This window comes from Gloeobacter kilaueensis JS1, assembly GCF_000484535.1.
In the GTDB taxonomy this organism is placed as follows: Bacteria; Cyanobacteriota; Cyanobacteriia; order Gloeobacterales; family Gloeobacteraceae; genus Gloeobacter; species Gloeobacter kilaueensis.
On record NC_022600.1, the window covers coordinates 1,683,397 to 1,696,191 of the forward strand.

Genomic DNA, 12,795 nt, shown 5'->3' on the forward strand with positions numbered 1-12,795 from the left:
GGACGAATCAGTTCAAATTTTTTAACAATGTTACCATTGACGGACGCTCAGGAGCCGGAATTTTTATGCTGGCAAGGCGGATCGTGCCCTGTCTGGACGTGCAGGCGGGCCGGGTGGTGAAGGGAATCAACTTTGTCGGCCTGCGGGATGCGGGCGACCCGGTGGCTCTGGCAAAGCTGTACGACGAGCAGGGGGCGGATGAGCTGGTCTTTCTCGACATCGCTGCCACCCACGAGCAGCGGGCGATCTTGATCGATGTGGTCCGGCGCACCGCCGAGCAGGTCTTCATTCCTCTTACTGTCGGGGGGGGCATCGCCGATCTGGAGACGATCCAGGCGCTGCTGGCTGCCGGGGCGGACAAGGTGAGCCTCAACTCCGCCGCCGTGCGCGACCCGGAGCTGATCGCCCGGGCTGCCGATCGCTTCGGTACCCAGTGCGTCGTGCTTGCCATCGATGCGCGCTCGCGCTCTGGCGGTGGCTGGGAAGTTTACGTGCGGGGCGGGCGTACCCCGACCGGCATCGACGCGATCGAGTGGGCGATCGAGGGCGAGCGGCGCGGGGCGGGTGAGATTTTGCTCACCAGTATGGACGCCGACGGCACCCGCGCCGGATACAATCTGCAACTCACGCGGGCGGTGGCCGAAGCGGTCCAGTTGCCGGTCATTGCCTCCGGCGGGGCCGGTAGCTGCGAGCATATCCGCGCTGCCCTCACCGCAGGCAAAGCCCAGGCCGCCCTCATCGCTTCGCTCTTGCACTACGGCGAGCTGAATGTCGCCCAGATCAAGGCGGATCTGGCTCACCACGCTGTGGCCGTCCGACGATGAACGGTTTTTTGCGCAACCTGCCCATCGTCGCTGGTTGCCTGGGAGGCAGCCTGGTGATGCTCAACCATCTGCTATCTGCTCCAGCCCAGCAGACGCGCGCGGAGGCCCTGGGGCTGCTGCTCGCTGGAATCTTGATTCTGGTCGGTCTGCTGCAGCAACAGGCCCAACCGCTGCCCAGCCCTGAGGTGCAACTGACCGGCAAGGCGCTTGAGTGGATCAACCCCCGCTTTGGCCGGCTGGAGGTCAGTCTGGCCCTCGTCCGTCGGCTTTTACTGGAGCAGACAGCTACCCGCAGCCTGCTGGTCTGGTGGCAGGGGGAGGTAGTGCTGCGGGCCGGTGTTTTTGAAACAGAAGCGCCCCTCAAACCAGGGCCAATCGTCGAGCGGGTGTTGCGCACCGGTAAGCCGGTATATCTGGTGGATTTGCGTTTATTTCCTGGTCGAATCGAGTTTGATTATCTGCCCGCGAATCTGCAGGCGCTGGTCTGTCAACCGATCTTGGATCGGGGAGTATTGCTGGCAGGTAGCGCTGCGGTGCGCAGTTTTTCAAACCAGGAGCTGGCCTGTTTGGCCCTGCTGGCCGAGCATCTGGGGACGCGGCTGGAGCAGGGAGTCTAGAGCGCCGATTCTGTCGGTCTGCGCTTATCTTTGCGATCCCAAAACTTCTGCTCGCAGGCGACAGTTATTTCTGTCAAAAGGCGGAAGTAGCAAATTCGTACAGATTCCTACACTGGCAATCAGCAGGGTACATCGCAGAGTGGAGTCGAAAGAAACATGACTGAAAATACCCAAGATCGGATCAAAATTGCTCTGCGCGAGCTGGAGGCAGATGGTCGTCTACCGATGAATGCGGGTCAGCTGGTCGAGGAATTGATGAAGGTCACCAACCTTGCCCGCAGCACCGTTTACCGTTACCAGCGGCAGTGGCGGCGCTACGCCCGTCCGCCCCGGACGTCGCTGGACGAGGATCTGACGACGGCCAATCCGCAGCAGCGGTTTTTGATCAGCATCCGGATGCCCGCAGACCTGCTGCGCTGGCTGAAGGCAGAGGGTGAGGCGCGCAACATGGGCTACCAGTCTCTCATCGTCGCCTTGCTGTACTGGAACAAGGACAATCCCTTGTTGATGGAAAATCTCTGGGAGAGCGACGAAGAGGACGAGTTCCCGCTAGTCGAGTCCAGCTAGTCTACGGGCAATGAACTGCCCACAGACTTTGCTGCAGCAGTCGCTTGCCCTGTCTGTGTGCTGGTTGGCATCTGCCAGCGCAGGAGCACTCTTGTGCCGCCTTCCGGGCGGGCGACCCGCTGCCAGTCACCGCCAGTGAGTTCGCCGGCAATCGTATTCATCACCTTGGTGCCGTAACCGCCGCCGGTGGTCGCTGTACCGGGGCTGGGGCCATCGTTTTCGACGATCAAGTAGGCTTCGCTGTCCGACTGGCCCAGTTCGACCCAGAGCAGTGCCGCTCCGTGGGGCTGGGCGTGGCGGATGACGTTGGTGAGCGCTTCTTTAAAAAAACGAAACAGATCCTCCCGCGCATCGAGCCAGCGGCTGTCCGCTGCCGGTTCGATGAGTGGACGGATTCGCCGCTCGATGGCGAGCTTTAATTCACCGCTGTCGCGAAGCCGGTCCAGTTCAGCGTGCAGACCAGCGTGCAGGCCGTCTTTGAGAGCTGGGGTGATCTCAAGCTTGGCTGCCACCTCCCGCAGGTCGTTCAGCTCGATGCGGATGTCGCGCCCGACCGCCTGCAGTGCCAGGATCGCCTCATCGATAGCCTGGGCCTCGGGCGACTGGCCGGGTAGGCCCAACAGCAAATCTTCGAGTTTGTCCATGACCAGCTTCATCTCCTGCAGGGGCCGGTCGTGGATGTCGGTGGCCACCCGAAACAACAATTTTTTGGTCTGGTTGAGGATCGCCTCGCGCTCCGCCCGCCGCAGGCGATTGATTTCTTCTTGCTGGGCTAAAAAGCGCGCCTGGGTGGCCGCCCGGCTGCGCAGATAAAAAAGCGTGTTGCCCGCAAAGACGAAGGCGGCGAGCATCGGCATCACCGGCAACAGCAGCGTCGGTTCACTGCGCAGGCAGACAAACACCAGCAGGGCAAAGGCGACGAGCAGGCCGCTCACCAGTATCCGGGCGGGCTTGAGGGTAAAGCACAAGCCGCTTACCATCCCAAAGCCCAGAACCAGCAGCAGATCCCAGGGCGGAGGCAGGGTACGGTCGCTCTGGCCGGTGAGCAGGTCGCCGACGATGTTGGCGTGCAGGTCGAGGGCGTCCATCGAACCGAAGGGCGTCTCGACTGTGGTCGCCTCCGGGTGATCATCGACGTGGCCGACGATCACGAGCTTGCCTCGAAAGCGGTCGAGGACAGTTTTGTCAGGCAGCGGGCCGCAGCCCTCGAACGGGTCCGGCGGGCACAGCAGCTCGACCGGGTACTCGCTGAAGGTGCGGTCCGGTCCAAAAAAATGGATCCGATCGTTCGCTCCGGGCGCGTGGGGAGAATAACCCAAAAACTTGCGCACCGCCAGAAAATCGGCGGAGAAAAAAGACTGCAGGCCACCGCCGTCGAGGCGGTTGAGGTTGACTGCTACCTGGGTGCGGCGCACGATGTTGTCGGGATCGACGAGAAATTGCCGCACACCGATCAGATCGTCGAGGGGTACTTTCAGTTGCAGGTCGTCGCCGTAGGGCAGCAGGTTGTTGAAAGTATCCACCTGGCGGTTGTTAAAAGGAACCGCCTCCAGCACCACCTGCCGGTCGTAGCGGGCGATGGCGTCGTGCAGGGGCCGGTCGTATTGATCGTCGGGGTTGCCCAGTTTGCTGAAGCTGTTGGGCAGCGTCAGCAGCACCACCTTTGCCTTCGCTGCGGTTAAAAGTCGCTTGAGCAGGGCGGCGTAGGAGGCGGGCTCCAGATAAAAATCTGGGGGTCTGTGGCCTCTAATCTGGCCGTCGATCCCGAGAATCACCACCTCTTTGGGCACCGGCGATTGGACCTGGAAGCGCGCGAGCCAGTCGCGGCTCTGGCGATCGAGCGAGATCAAGGGGGTGAGCGGAATGATCAAACCCCAGAACGCTCCCCAACCCAGGCCCACCAGGGCTCCCAGCAAGCGGTTGTTGGAGCGCACGCCACTCATAGGCACCAGCATAGCCGCTCAGGTTCCCCACCCGAGCAGGCTGTGCGGCTAGCGGAGCACCTCGACTTTGACCCGCGCCACACCGGCGCTGATCATGCCCAGTACCTGAGCGGCGCGGGGCGAGAGATCGAGCACACGGCCCGACACGAAGGGACCGCGATCGAGTACCTTGACGGTCACCTGTTTGCCGTTGCTGAGGTTGGTGACCCGGATGAGCGTACCGAAGGGCAGAGCCCGGTGGGCGGCGAGCAGACTGTCCTGCCGTAGCACAGCGCCGCTTGAGGTGCGACGGTTCAAAAAAGTGTTGCCGTACCAGGAAGCGAGACCCTGAAAAGCGTGGACGACCGTGCCGCCCAGGGCGTCGAGGAAGTTCGCTGCAGGCTGAGCTGCGAGCGATGAGGAGGGCTGATCGCTGTCACCCAGTTCCGGGGCATTGCCGAAGTGGCGGCGCAGGCGATTGGCGATCTGCAGCGCCGTCGCTTTTTCTGAAAGAGCCTGGCTGGTGCTGATGCGCACACCCTGGTCGATGGTGAGCAGTTCCTGGTCCTTGCCGGCGACGATTGCGTAGTGCTTGCCGTCGAAGCGCACGCGAATGTCGCTGCCGGGGGTGTGGTCCCACTGCAACTGGTTGACCTTGGAACTGATGATGCTGGCCCGTTCGAGTGGAGCGCTCTCGCCGCCGCTCACCGAAAGCAACGGCAGCGTACCCAGGTAGACGACGGTAGTCTTGAATTCGGGCATCTCTTGAATGTGGGCAGGTACCTGATCGGCCTCGGTACTGGTGCTGCCCAACTTCAACGGACTCTGTTCGACTGACAGGGAAGTGCTGCCCGGTTGCTGGAAGCTCGTCTGTGTACTTGTGAGCTTGCCGCCCGTCACCGGAAGGTCTTGGGCCGTAGCGGTCTGAGCATTCGCCGCTGCGACGTTTAGCATTGCCACGCAAATGAGCGCAACAATGAGGTCTTTGATGGAGTGGACCATTTCGGACTCCTCACTGTTTCGACTGGGAAACCATACCACATCCTGGGAAGAGCTGTCAGCCTGAAACAGAAAAATCGGTTCTCAAGGGTCTTGACAAGCTCTCGATTGCGTGTGATGTTACCGCGAACACACTCCAGAAGACAGTACCTTAAACAGGGGAACTTGGGACTTCCCACCGTCCGGCGGCGTCCGGCGCAGGACCTACCTTCCGAAACAGATTGATATTCCACCAGAAGATAGACGAATCGGCAACTGCTTTTCTCCTAAGGTTGTGAGAAAGAAAGGCTGCACGAATCTGCGTGCCTCGCGGCCCCCAGGCAGCCTTAAAAAGGAGCACCCATGTCCAAGCGTTTCATTCCCTTTTTGATTGCTGCAGCTGTCGTTGTTCAGAGTCCGTCCTTGATGGCCGGGGCGCAGGCTGAGCCGGTCTTTACGCTGGCCCAGGTTTCCGCCGAGCGGCGGCCTGAGGTGGTCAATATCGACCGCTTTCAAGTCAGCCCAAATGACAAATTCGAGCCAGGAACCAAACTGGTATTTCGGGTGGAAGGCACAGCAAATGCAAAAGCTTTTCTCACTATTCCCGGCTCGACAGACCCGCTGCCGATGGAGGAAGTAAAGCCCGGCATCTACGAAAGGGCGTATACGGTCAGGGCGGACGACGACCTGACCAAGCGCTTTGTAAATGTCCGTGCCGACCTCAAGCGAGGGCAGAACGTGACGACGGCGACGCTCAAGCCGGGAGAGAAGGCAGTCACCCCCGGCCAGGGCGTGATCAAGTAACAGCAAAATCGATAAAAAATACTGGACCAGCCGATGTAAGCCACCGGCTGGTCTGGCGCATCTTGATCGCTTCAAGCAGTGGGCATCTTGCGCAGTTCGCGCTTGAGAATTTTACCGGTAGCTGACTTTGGTAACTCGTCCATGATCGTCACCTGCTTGGGCACTTTGACGGCGGCGAGGCGCGCACGAGCGTACTGTACGATCTGCTCTTCGCTGGCCTGGGTGCCTTCTTTGAAACTCACGAAGGCGCGCACGACTTCGCCCTTGTCCGTATCTGGAATGCCCACCACCGCCACCTCCCGAATCGGCTCAAAGCCCAAAAGCACGTCCTCGACTTCGCGGGAGTAGACCTTTTCCCCGGCGACGATGATCATGTCCTTGAGCCGATCGACGATAAAAAAGTAGCCGTCCTCGTCGCAGTAGCCCAGATCGCCGGTGCGCAGCCAGCCGTCGGCGAAGGCATCGGCGGTCGCCGCAGGCTGATTGAGATAGCCCTTGAAGACGTGGGGGCCGGAGACGACCAGTTCCCCCACTGCACCGGCAGCCAAAAACGCACCGCTCACCGGGTCGCGCACCGCCAGTTTGTGTTCCTGGGGCATGGGCGTGCCGATCGAACCCAATCGGGCGGGCCGCTCGGGTGGGCTGAGCGCTGCGTAGGGAGAGCACTCGGTCATCCCGTAGCCCTGGCGCACCAGATCGCCGAAGCGTTCGGCAAACGCCTGCTCCAGTTGGGGCGGCAATGGCCCGCCGCCGCAGAGGATACAGCGCAGGTTGCTCGAAAGGCGTAGCTCCGGTGGAAAGCGCAGGATCGTGGCAAGCAGGCTGGGCACAGCCACCAGGATGCTCGTGCGCGGGTCGCTCAGGTGGGCGATGAGTCGCTTTGGGCTGAGGCGGTACTCGAAGCTGACCGTACCGCCCACCAGGGGAATAATCACCATCGCCGCCGTAAAGGCGAAGGCGTGGAACACCGGCAGAATACAAAAAAGATGGTCCGCCTCCGTCACCTGCAGCCGCTCGATGCCGGAGCGGGCGTTGGCAAGCAGGTTGCCGTGGCTGATGAGCGCCCCTTTGGGGTTGCCGGTGGTGCCGCTGGTATACATGATCTGGGCGATGTCATCTTCGTGGCGGTGGGCGATCGGGTAGTGGCCGGGGGTGGCGACGAGGCGGGCAAAATCGAGGTCGTTCTCTGCCCCGCTACCGATCACGATCGCCCTGAGACCCGGTAGCTCGGCCCGCAGCGGTGCCAGCACCGGCAAGAGCGCCTCGGGCAGGAGGATCGCCGCTGCCTCTGAGTCGTGCAGGATATAGCCCAGTTCGCGCCCGGTGAGTTGCGGATTGATGAGCACCGGTTCTGCCCCGAGCCGCCAGAGGGCGTGCATCGCGAGGGCGTACTCCGGCAGGTTCGGCAGCAGCACCGCCACCCGCGCACCGGCGGCAAATCCCTCACAGGCGAGTGCGGCAGCCAGATTCTCGCTCAGGCCCGCAAGCTGGGCGTAGGTAAACGAGCGCCCATCGCCTTCGTAGACCACTTTGGCGGGAAAACGGGCCAGGCTGCTGTCGAGCAGGTGGGCGAGATTCATCGCAAGAACTCCTTGACTCTGGTTTTACTGTAGGTCGCTCGCCCCTTGCCGGGAGCGGGAAGGGGACAGTTTTTGAGCCGTCCCCGATTTAGATCAGCCCTTCGAGGGCCGCCTGCAGATCGGAAGTCAGTGTTGCCACAGCCTGCTTCGCCCCCTGGCGATTGCTCTTATAGGCGGCGAAGCGCTCGCTCACCGACAGCGGCTCCCCGACGCTCACCCGCACCTGTTGTTGACCGAGGGAGGGCACCTGCAGCGGATCCTCGCCCTTGAGGCGGCGGACGGTGCGCTGGGCGATGAGGGCAGTCTCAGCGAAGCGATCGGCGGTCGGTTTGCTGCGCACGTAGCTGCCGGTGACGGCGACGAAGCTCTCGACTAAGCGCATGTGCCACATCCGCAGGTCGGTCTCCTCTGCGATCAAGTTGGCAAGGCCGCGCTCGGTGGGACTGAGATTGCCCAGTTCGTCGCGGAAGATCCGCTCCCAGCCTGCCTGCTCGATGCGGCGGCAGCGGTCGATGAGGCTGCCTTTGCCCGGCAGATCAAAAAATTGCTCCGCCACCTGCAGGGCGGCTTCTAGAAGGGCGGTGAGCCTCGCAGCAAAATCCGGCTGTACTTCGAGCTTGCGCTGATAAAAGCGGCTGTAGAAATTTTCCACCTGGCCAAGGATGCGGTCGCCGACGCGCAGGAGCCGCTCGTAGCGATCGAGGCCGCTCATCGAAGCGAGCCCCGTATCGCGTTCGAGTTCGGCGAGCAGCCGATCGAGGGCCTGCCAGGGCGGCTGCAGGTAGCTGTACTGGATGCCCACCGGCACGATAAAGACCGCCTCGCTGCGTCCTGCCGCCGCCAGATCCTCGGCGCACCAGAAACCCAACTGGGCGATGCCCGGTTCTAAGGGACTTACGATCTCGCTGTGGCCGTTGGTGCCGCCTTCGGGAGCTGCCATGAGGGGCAGTGGGCCATTGACAAATAGCTCGCGGGCCGAGCGCAGACCGAGCCGGTCGAGTTTGCCGCGCTGGATCGAGGTGCCGCCCAGCCGGGGCAACAGCCAGCCCACCGCCCTGCCTGCCCAGAGGGGAATACCCCGGTCATAGAGAAAAAAGGCGTGGATCGGTTCTTTTAGAGCGACGCCCCGCTCGCGGGCGACCCTGGGCACCGCCTGCGAAAGCAGATAGCCCATCGCAAACGGGTCGTAGGTGCTCGGGTGGCGAAAGGCGAGCAAAAAGCGCACCTTGCCCGCCTGAAAATCGCGATAAAGATCGACCAGCCGCTCGACCTGCTCGGTGCGGATTGCCGCGAGCGGCGTCTGCCAGCGCAGCCACAGAGGCAGCGCCATCGGCAGGAGAGCGACCAGCCACGGGTTGAGGGCCGGTGGCACAAATTGCAGCGGCGGCTGGGCCTGGATGAGCGGTCGGGAAGTCATGGCGGCTGGAGGAAGACGTTGATATTTTAGGGGTTTTCGCCGGAAGACACTGCCGGTCCGCCGCCAGTCCTGGTCCTGCAACATAGCGAAGTTGCCCGCACTCGATACCGCCAACCTACGTTCCGGCGGGCGCAGCTGGGGGGAGGAGCGTGCCAGTTTAAGAACCGGTCTCAAACAATAGACTCACCTGATACAGCCCTTCCCCTGCCAGCCGCTCGATCGCAAAACCCAACTGGCGGCAGAGGGTGAGCATCGGCAGATTCGAGCAGAGCACGTAGCCTTCGAGCCGCTCAGCCTGGCTGGCCCTTGCGACAGCGATTGCCTTCTGGACCAGTTTGCGGCCCAACCCCAGCCGGTGCCAGGGATCGGCCACCAGTACGGCAAATTCGAGAACGCTGCTGCCTGAATCCACCAGCCGCACCACCCCCAACTCCGGTGCCCCATCCGGCAGTTGCACCGCCGTCAGCGCCAGTTCCCGGCTGCGATCAAAATGAATAAAGCGCGCCATGTCGGCCTCGCTCACCTTCGAGCGCTCGAACTTTTGAAAGAAGCGCTGGTAGACCGACTGGGCCGAGCAGTTGGCAAAAAGTTCCCAGTGCAGCGGCAGATCGGGCGGTTCGAGGGGCCTTAAAAGTGCCGGTAAGCCGTTGCGCAACCGCCAGCTCTCCTCGGGCACCGGCCCCAAAAAACTCGCCTGCACCATCGCCTACCGCCTGCCACGCCACTCGAATAGTATAGCGACCGGTCCCGCCTGCCGGGTCGGTAGTCTGGGTTACTACAATTTCCGGATATTTCGGCTGAAGTAGCGCTATGACTGCAGTCAAACTCAGACCGCGCTGGCTGGTGCGCGGCGACATCGATGGTTTTTTTGGTCTGGCTCTCGACAACCTGATCCAGATCCTGCTCATCGTCGGCCTCTGTCAGGGTGTGCTCGGCTTCAGCGCCGGGCTGCTCTATGGCCGGGTGCTCCCTGGTGTCGCCCTCTCGCTCCTGGTGGGCAACCTCTACTACAGCTGGCTCGCCTACCGGGTTGCCGCCGCCGAGGGCCGCGACGACGTTACCGCTCTGCCTTACGGGATCAACACCGTCAGCCTCTTTGCCCACGTCTTTCTGGTCATGTTGCCGGTCAAACTCGCCGCGCTTGCCGGTGGGGCAGGAGCGGAGCGCTCGGCGGAGCTGGCCTGGCAGGCGGGTCTGGTCGCCTGCCTGGGTTCAGGGCTCATCGAACTGGCAGGTTCGACGGTGGCGGACACCCTCCGGCGGCTCGCCCCCCGAGCGGCGCTGCTTTCGACCCTGGGGGGCATCGCCCTCACCTTTATTGCCATCGGCTTTTTGTTTCGCACCTACGCCGCACCGCTGGTGGGAATGCTGCCCCTCGCGATCATCCTGCTCACTTACTTTGGCGGCGTGCGCTTTGGCCTGCCGGGCGGTCTCGTCTCGGTGCTGCTGGGTACGGCCCTCGCCTGGGCGACGGGGCTGGTGAGCTGGGACAGTGCCCGCTTCGCCGCCGCCCTCTCCCCGGTTGGTTTTTATCTGCCAGGGTTCTGGCTGGGGGATCTCTGGGCAGGGCGGGCTGCCCTCGGCGCTTACGTGAGCGTGATCTTGCCGATGGGGCTGTTTAATCTGGTGGGCAGCCTGCAAAATCTCGAAAGTGCCGAAGCGGCTGGGGATCGCTTCCCGACCGCGCCCTGCCTGGCCGTCAACGGCCTCGGATCGGTGGTCGCCGCTGTGGCCGGATCGTGCTTTCCGACGACCATCTACATCGGTCATCCCGGCTGGAAGGCGCTTGGGGCGAGGGTCGGCTACTCGGTGCTCAACGGAGTGATCATGGGTGCGCTCTGCCTGAGCGGCACGGTGGCGCTGCTCGCCTACTGCGTGCCGATCGAGGCGGGGATGGCGATCGTGCTCTGGATCGGAATTGTGATTGCCGCCCAGGCTTTTACCGCCACTCCCCCCTCCCACGCCCCGGCGGTCGTCGTCGGTCTTTTGCCGGGGATCGCCGGTTGGGGAGCTTTGATCGCCAAAAACGCCCTGCGGGCAGCAGGACTTGCCACCCCCGACAAGCCTCTGAGTGCAGCCCTCGTCGCCCAGTTTCGCCTGAGCGACACCTACATCGACGGCGCGTTTGCCCTCGAACAGGGCTTTATCTTCTCGGCAATGATCCTCTCGGCGATCACCGTCTACATCGTCGAGCGGCAGTTCGGCAAGGCGGCGCTCTGGGCGCTGGCGGCGGCGGCCCTCAGCTGGGTTGGGCTGATGCACAGCTACCAGTGGACCCCCACCGATACGGTGATCCTGCTGCGGCCCGGTGCGGCGGGGAACTGGGCAATCGGCTACTTGCTCTTTGCCCTTGCCCTGCTCTATGCCCAGTGGGCAAAATCTCGCGGTATGGTAAATAAACCCTGAGACAAATCGCCCCGATGGCCACCGACGGCTTTGAGAAAACGAGCATCTTCTGGCAGTTCGACAGGCTGCAGCAGCGGCTGTGGGAAGGCTTCGAGTCGGCTTTGACGGCGATGGGCGGACCCGCCGGGGATCTAGGTTGGCTGGGGACACTTATCCAGATCGTCTTCTGGGCAGCTCTCATCGCTGTGGGCCTTCTGCTCACCCGCTGGATCAGCCGCCGGCTGCGTCCTGTAGCGCCTCGCCCTTTTGAGAAGACTGCCTCGCCAACCGCAAGCGAGGTGCGAAGCTGGCAGGACCGGGCGGGGGCTCTGGCCCGCGACGGGCGATGGGCAGAAGCCTGCCGGGCGCTTTATCGGGCGATGGTACAACTGCTGGCGGAGCGCCGGGTCGCTCCTGCTCTGCCCGGCATCACCGCAGGCGAGTACCGGCAGATTTTATCTGAGCGCCACCAGCCTGCAGAAGCCGAGGCGCTGATCGCCATCCACGAAGCGATCGTCTTTGGCGAGCAGCCCGCCGACGCCGAGAGCTATGCCCGCTGCGCCCAGAGTTACCGCGATCTGGAAGGGACACCGTGAAACTGCCGGGCTGGTGGCCCTGGGCGCTTGCCGGTGCGATTGTTCTGCTGGTCGCCCTCCTCGCGCCCGCAGACGACCGCTCGCTGGTGGGCTCGACCTACAGCCGAATGCCGGGGGGCTACGCCGCCTGGTACGCCTTTCTTACGCGGGAGAAGATCCCCGCTCAGCGCTGGCAGTTGCCCTTCGAGCGCCTGCCGCTGGCGGCGCACACCCTGGTGCAGGTGACGGACGCACCGCTTTTTATGCTCAATGCGTCAAAGCAGCGCTGGATCGAAGAGGGCAACGCCCTCGTCGTGCTCGGTGCCCCCCAGGGGGTAGGGAGCAAGGATGGAACCCTGGTGGCACCCGGTCTGGTCAAAGCCCCTGCTCCCGATGCCCGGCTTACGAGCCCCCAGGGACTGGTGCGCGTCGAGACGCGGCGGCGCTATCGGGGCAGCAAAACAGGCCGCGCCCTGCTCGCCGATCGCTCTGGCGTCGTCGTCTGGGAGCAGCGCCTGGGGCGGGGCCGGCTCATCGTCGCGATCACGCCCTACCTGGGAGCGAACGCCTACCAGGACGAAGCGGGCAATTACCGCTTTTTGAGCGCCCTCGTCCAGCGCCCTCAGCTGCCGGTGCTGATCGACGAATCGATTCACGGTTTTCGAGATCAGCCGCCAGCTGAAGCTTCTGGTCGCCCGATCACAAGTTGGGTCGAATATTTGCTTGCGATCCCGCCGCTACTGGTAGCCCTGGTCCAACTGGCGGTGCTCATCGCTGCTGCCCTCTGGGCCCAGCGCCGCTTCGGCGAACCGCTGGGGCTGCCCCAACCTGAATTACAAAATACCGACGCTTACATCCAGGCTCTGGCCGCCGTCCTGCGCAAGGCCAAAAGTCAGCGCTTCGTCTTCGAGCAGATCCTCCGGCAGGAGCGGCTGCAGCTGGCGCGGCGACTGGGCCTGGGCGAAGGGGCCGACGATGACGCTGTGCTCGCCCAGAGCTGGAGTGCCCGGACCGGCAGACCGGGCAGTGAACTTGTCGCTATTTTTCACCAGCCACTCACCCGCGAGCGCGACCTGATCCCCTGGCTGGTCCGCCTGCGTGCTTTATATCCCCCCTCTTGAACCCA

General features: G+C 63.1%; 12 protein-coding genes. 7 read left to right on the top strand and 5 right to left on the bottom strand.

Annotation, left to right across the window (positions count from 1 at the left end; genetic code table 11):
* Positions 1-65 precede the first annotated feature (65 nt).
* The 3 genes from hisF (at position 66) to GKIL_RS08010 (ending at position 2,008) form a co-directional block, all read left to right on the top strand.
* The gene (gene hisF, locus GKIL_RS08000) at positions 66-824 is read left to right on the top strand and encodes an imidazole glycerol phosphate synthase subunit HisF (protein WP_023173006.1); all 759 of its coding nucleotides are present in this window, start codon (positions 66-68) and stop codon (positions 822-824) included.
* On the top strand, positions 821-1,441 hold the full coding sequence (locus tag GKIL_RS08005) for a cofactor assembly of complex C subunit B (protein WP_023173007.1): 621 nt from the start codon (positions 821-823) through the stop codon (positions 1,439-1,441). The genes hisF and GKIL_RS08005 overlap by 4 nt, the downstream gene beginning before the upstream one ends.
* A 156-nt stretch (positions 1,442-1,597) precedes the next feature.
* Positions 1,598-2,008, top strand: a complete 411-nt coding sequence (locus GKIL_RS08010; RefSeq protein ID WP_023173009.1) for a hypothetical protein — start codon at positions 1,598-1,600, stop codon at positions 2,006-2,008.
* On the opposite strand, the gene GKIL_RS08015 is transcribed toward GKIL_RS08010, so the two are convergent.
* Both GKIL_RS08015 and GKIL_RS08020 read right to left on the bottom strand, forming a co-directional pair.
* Entirely contained in the window at positions 2,005-3,951 is a 1,947-nt protein-coding gene (locus tag GKIL_RS08015) for a CHASE2 domain-containing protein (RefSeq protein WP_187293907.1), read from the bottom strand. The genes GKIL_RS08010 and GKIL_RS08015 overlap by 4 nt on opposite strands.
* Before the next feature lie 48 nt (positions 3,952-3,999).
* Complete coding sequence (locus GKIL_RS08020) at positions 4,000-4,932, bottom strand: septal ring lytic transglycosylase RlpA family protein (RefSeq protein WP_023173012.1); 933 nt, start codon at positions 4,930-4,932, stop codon at positions 4,000-4,002.
* Between the two features lie 339 nt (positions 4,933-5,271).
* On the opposite strand from GKIL_RS08020, the gene GKIL_RS08025 reads away from it, so the two are divergent.
* Positions 5,272-5,712 carry a hypothetical protein gene (locus GKIL_RS08025; RefSeq protein ID WP_023173013.1) on the top strand — a complete coding sequence of 147 codons (441 nt, stop codon included), beginning with the start codon at positions 5,272-5,274 and terminating at the stop codon, positions 5,710-5,712.
* 71 nt (positions 5,713-5,783) lie between these two features.
* Here GKIL_RS08025 and GKIL_RS08030 read toward each other — a convergent pair whose 3' ends face one another.
* From GKIL_RS08030 to GKIL_RS08040, 3 genes are all read right to left on the bottom strand, one after another.
* A complete protein-coding gene (locus GKIL_RS08030) occupies positions 5,784-7,292 on the bottom strand; it encodes a long-chain-fatty-acid--CoA ligase (RefSeq protein ID WP_023173015.1) in 1,509 nt (502 codons plus the stop codon).
* 88 nt (positions 7,293-7,380) lie between these two features.
* The gene (locus tag GKIL_RS08035) at positions 7,381-8,709 is read right to left on the bottom strand and encodes a phospholipid/glycerol acyltransferase (RefSeq protein ID WP_023173017.1); all 1,329 of its coding nucleotides are present in this window, start codon (positions 8,707-8,709) and stop codon (positions 7,381-7,383) included.
* Between the two features lie 157 nt (positions 8,710-8,866).
* A complete protein-coding gene (locus GKIL_RS08040) occupies positions 8,867-9,412 on the bottom strand; it encodes a GNAT family N-acetyltransferase (RefSeq protein ID WP_023173018.1) in 546 nt (181 codons plus the stop codon).
* A 107-nt stretch (positions 9,413-9,519) separates the two neighbouring features.
* Between GKIL_RS08040 and GKIL_RS08045 the strand changes: the two genes are divergently transcribed.
* The 3 genes from GKIL_RS08045 to GKIL_RS08055 are packed head-to-tail and all read left to right on the top strand — an operon-like array spanning position 9,520 to position 12,790.
* The gene (locus tag GKIL_RS08045; RefSeq protein WP_023173019.1) at positions 9,520-11,115 is read left to right on the top strand and encodes a xanthine/uracil/vitamin C permease; all 1,596 of its coding nucleotides are present in this window, start codon (positions 9,520-9,522) and stop codon (positions 11,113-11,115) included.
* Between the two features lie 14 nt (positions 11,116-11,129).
* Entirely contained in the window at positions 11,130-11,690 is a 561-nt protein-coding gene (locus GKIL_RS08050) for a DUF4129 domain-containing protein (protein WP_023173020.1), read from the top strand.
* On the top strand, positions 11,687-12,790 hold the full coding sequence (locus GKIL_RS08055) for a DUF4350 domain-containing protein (RefSeq protein WP_023173021.1): 1,104 nt from the start codon (positions 11,687-11,689) through the stop codon (positions 12,788-12,790). Before GKIL_RS08050 ends, GKIL_RS08055 begins: the two co-directional genes overlap by 4 nt.
* The last annotated feature ends 5 nt before the right edge of the window (positions 12,791-12,795 follow it).